General features: G+C 63.3%; 4 protein-coding genes. All 4 read left to right on the plus strand.

The annotated features are described in order from the left end of the window. On the plus strand, positions 1 to 1,926 hold a 1,926-nt coding region (locus tag AC1D1P_RS16410), incomplete at its 5' end, for an efflux RND transporter permease subunit (protein WP_477673702.1). A gap of 62 nt (positions 1,927 to 1,988) precedes the next feature. Beyond that, entirely contained in the window at positions 1,989 to 2,672 is a 684-nt protein-coding gene (locus AC1D1P_RS16415; RefSeq protein ID WP_477673703.1) for a protein-L-isoaspartate O-methyltransferase family protein, read from the plus strand. Between the two features lie 63 nt (positions 2,673 to 2,735). Continuing rightward, entirely contained in the window at positions 2,736 to 3,098 is a 363-nt protein-coding gene (locus AC1D1P_RS16420) for a rhodanese-like domain-containing protein (RefSeq protein ID WP_477668056.1), read from the plus strand. Positions 3,099 to 3,154: 56 nt separating this feature from the next. Then, a partial coding sequence (locus AC1D1P_RS16425) for a TolC family protein (RefSeq protein ID WP_477673704.1) occupies positions 3,155 to 4,064 on the plus strand: 910 nt, incomplete at its 3' end.

The raw sequence follows: 4,064 nt of genomic DNA on the forward strand, positions 1-4,064 counted from the left end.
GGCCTGGCCGTGCTGGCCACCACGTTTTCCATCGTGGCGGTGTTCCTGCCGATCGGCTTCATGGGCGGCATCATCGGCAAGTTCTTCCACGAGTTCGGCGTGACCATCGTGGCGGCGGTGCTGATCTCGATGTTCGTGAGCTTCACGCTGGACCCGATGCTCTCCAGCATCTGGCACGACCCTTCGATAGAAGCGCACGGAAAACGCCATGCGCCCGTCACTTTCTACGACAAGACCATAGGCCGCGTCACCGGCTGGTTTGACCACGCCACCGACTCGCTGAGCAACAGCTACCAGGGCATCCTGCGCTGGTCGCTGGGCCACAAGCTGGCCACCCTGGCCCTGGCCGTGATGATTTTTGTCACCAGCATTTTCATGGTGCCGCTGCTGGGCACCGAGTTTGTGCCCAAGGCCGACTTCTCGGAAACCTCACTCAACTTCTACACGCCGGTAGGCTCCTCGCTGGAAACCACCGAAGCCAAGGCGCAGCAGGTGGAAGCCATCATCCGCGAATTCCCCGAGGTGAAATACACGCTGGCCACCCTGAATACAGGCAATGCCCAAGGCAAGATGTACGCCAGCATTTATGTGCGCCTGGTGGACCGCAAGGCACGCACCCGCAGCGTCGACCAAATGTCGGGCGTGCTGCGCGAGCGCCTCAAGCAGGTGCCCGGCATCACCGTGACGCACGTCGGGCTGCTCGACGCGGTGGGCGGCAACAAGCAGGTGGAGTTTTCCCTGCAGGGAACGGATTTGAAAGAGCTGGAGCGCCTCACGCGCGCCATCAACGACAAGATCCGCGGCATCCCCGGCCTGGTAGACCTGGACTCCAGCGTCAAGGCCGACAAGCCGGTGATTGAAATTGATGTGCGGCGCGACGCAGCCTCCGACCTGGGCCTGTCGGTGTCGCAGATCGCTGCCTCATTGCGCACATTGGTGGCCGGGCAGACGGTGGGCAACTGGCGCGCGCCCGACGACCAAACCTACGACGTGAACGTGCGTCTGGCACCCGATGCGCGCAATGCGCCGCAGGACCTGGAGCGTCTGCCCTTCATGAGCACCCCTGGCAGCAGCGCCGACGGCGCCGCGCATATAGTCCGGCTCAACCAGGTAGCCACCGTGAAGGAATCCACCGGGCCCAACCAGATCAACCGGCGCGACATGGCGCGCGAAGTCGCCATCAACGCCAACGTCTACAACCGCTCGGCCGGCGAGGTGTCGAACGACATCAAGGCAGCGCTGGAGAACTTCAGCTTTCCGACCGGTTACCGCTACCAGTTCAGCGGCTCCACCAAGAACATGGCTGAATCCTTTGGCTACGCSGTGTCGGCACTGGTGATGGCCATTTTGTTCATCTACATGATCCTGGCCAGCCAGTTCAAGAGCTTTTTGCAGCCGATGGCGCTGATGACCTCGTTGCCGCTGACGCTGATCGGTGTGGTGCTGGCCCTGCTGCTGTTTCGCTCCACGCTCTCTATGTTTTCCATCATCGGYGTGGTGATGCTGATGGGGCYGGTCACCAAGAACGCCATCTTGCTGGTGGACTTTGCCATTCGCATGCGTGCCGACCAGGTGGACGTGGATGGCCACCGCGTTCCGGGCATGAACCGCAGCGATGCGCTGCTGCATGCCGCCAAGGTGCGGCTGCGCCCCATCCTGATGACCACGCTGGCGATGATTTTCGGCATGGTGCCGCTGGCTTTTGCCCTGACCGAGGGCTCGGAACAGCGCGCGCCCATGGGCCAGGCCGTGATCGGCGGTGTCATTACCTCTTCGCTGCTGACCTTGGTGGTGGTGCCGGTGACGTATTGCTACCTGGACGACCTGGGCCAGTGGTTCAAGCGCAAATTCGGCCCCAGAACACCGCCGCAAGACCCCGCAGACATGCCTGCCGCAACGCCGGCCACCGTCATGGGCGACCGCTAAAATCAAAGGTTTATCTCGTGTACAGCTCACCCTCCCCCATTTCGCCAACCTACAGGTCCGCCATGAACTACGAACAAGCCCGATTCAACATGATTGAGCAGCAAATCCGCCCCTGGGAAGTGCTGGACAACCAGGTCCTTTCCCTGCTGGCCGTGGTCAAGCGCGAAGACTTTGTGCCGGCCGCCCAGAAGGCACTGGCCTTTGTCGACATGGAAATCCCGCTGGGCACCGGGCCCGGCCAGTGCATGCTGGCGCCCAAGGTGGAGGCCCGCATCCTGCAGGAACTGGCCGTGCAAAAGCATGAAAAGGTGCTGGAAATCGGCGCTGGCTCCGGCTACATGGCCGCACTGCTGGCGCACCGTGCGCAGCAAGTGATCACGCTGGAGATCGACCCCAAGCTCGCACAGACCGCACGCGACAACCTGCAAAGGGCAGGCCTTTACAACGCCGAAGTGCGCACCGGCGACGGCGCCGCAAAAATCGCCCAGGCCGTTTCCAGCAACGACCCGCTTCGTGGACCGTTTGACGTGATCGTGCTCAGTGGCTCGGTCGCCGAAGTGCCGGCTTCGCTGCTGTCCCTGCTCAAGGTGGGTGGCCGCCTGAGCRCCATCGTGGGTTTTGAGCCGGTGATGCGCGCGACCCTGGTCACACGCGTAGCCGAAGACGCCTGGCGTACCACCCAGGCCTGGGACACCGTGGCGCCGCGCCTGCTGAATTTCCCTGAGCCCTCGAAATTCAGCTTCTGAGCCTGGCCGCCGTACACAACTTCACCAACGCCAAGCACGCATTCCAACGCAGGACAGCCGACCATGATTCCCCAACTGAGCCCCGTCAACTTCGCCGAGTGGCGCAACAACGCCGGGGAAGGCGCGCCCGCCCTGCCTGTGGTGCTGGACGTGCGCGAGCCCTGGGAACTGCAGACGGCCTCGGTCAAGGAGGACGGCTTCAGGCTGGTGCACATCCCGATGCGGGAAATACCCACGCGCCTGGCTGAGCTGCAGGAAATCGGAGCCGGCACCGGCCAGCCGATCGCCTGCCTCTGCCACCACGGCATGCGCAGCCTGCAGGTGGCCAACTATCTGACACAAAGCGGCTTCACCGAGGTCGTCAACCTGCAGGGCGGCATTGACGCGTGGTCGCAGCAGGTGGACCCGTCGGTCCCTGTGTACTGACCTTTGCCGCCGCTGCGCACCGTACTCACTCCATCCACCCATTCCTCAGGACCTTTATGACCACGCCCAAGAAACCGCCGGCGCTACGCCTGTCGATGTTGCCCCTGTCGATTGCCGTCACCGCAGCGCTGATGATGGCGGCGCCGGCCGCGCAGGCCCAGAGCCTGGTGGAACTGTATGAGTCGGCCCGCGCCTTCGACGCTGCCTACCAGTCGGCCAAGCTGCAGTACGACGCCAACCTCGCCAGGGCCGACCAGGCCAAGGCCGGCATCTTGCCGACGGCAGGCATTTCGGCGGGTGTGTCGCGCACCGGCTTTGAAAACACCGCACCGGTGATAGACCGCAGCTTCAACACACAAAACGCCACGCTCAACCTTTCGCAGCCGCTGTACCGACCGGCCAACTGGGCCACCTACCAGCAGGCCTCCAGGCAGGTCGAGCAGTCCCAGGCGCAACTCGAAACCGCCAACCAGGACCTGATCGTGCGCACCAGCCAGGCGTACTTTGACGTGCTGGCCGCACAGGACACGCTGACGTTTGTCCGGGCGCAAAAAGCCGCAGTGGCCGAGCAGCTGGCGTCGGCCAAGCGCAACTTTGAAGTGGGTACATCCACCATCACCGACACCCGCGAAGCGCAGGCGCGCTACGACCTGGTCATCGCCCAGGAAATCGCCGCCGAAAACGATTTGCGCGTCAAAAAAATCGCGCTGGACACGCTGGTCGGGAAAACCGAAACGCAACCCAAACCCCTGCTGGCGCCCGTCAATTTGCCGGCCGTGGTACCTGCCGATGTGAACATCTGGGTGCAGCAATCAGAAGCAGTGCACCCGAATATCCGTCTGGCGCAAAGCGGGCTGGAGATCGCCGACCTGGAAGTCAAAAAAGCCGAAGCCGGCCACAAGCCGACGCTGGACGCGACGGCCAGCTACAACGTGACGCGCAACCCGTCGGGCACGGCCACCACCA

The sequence above is a fragment of the Polaromonas sp. P1_E1_2 genome, from assembly GCF_056406035.1.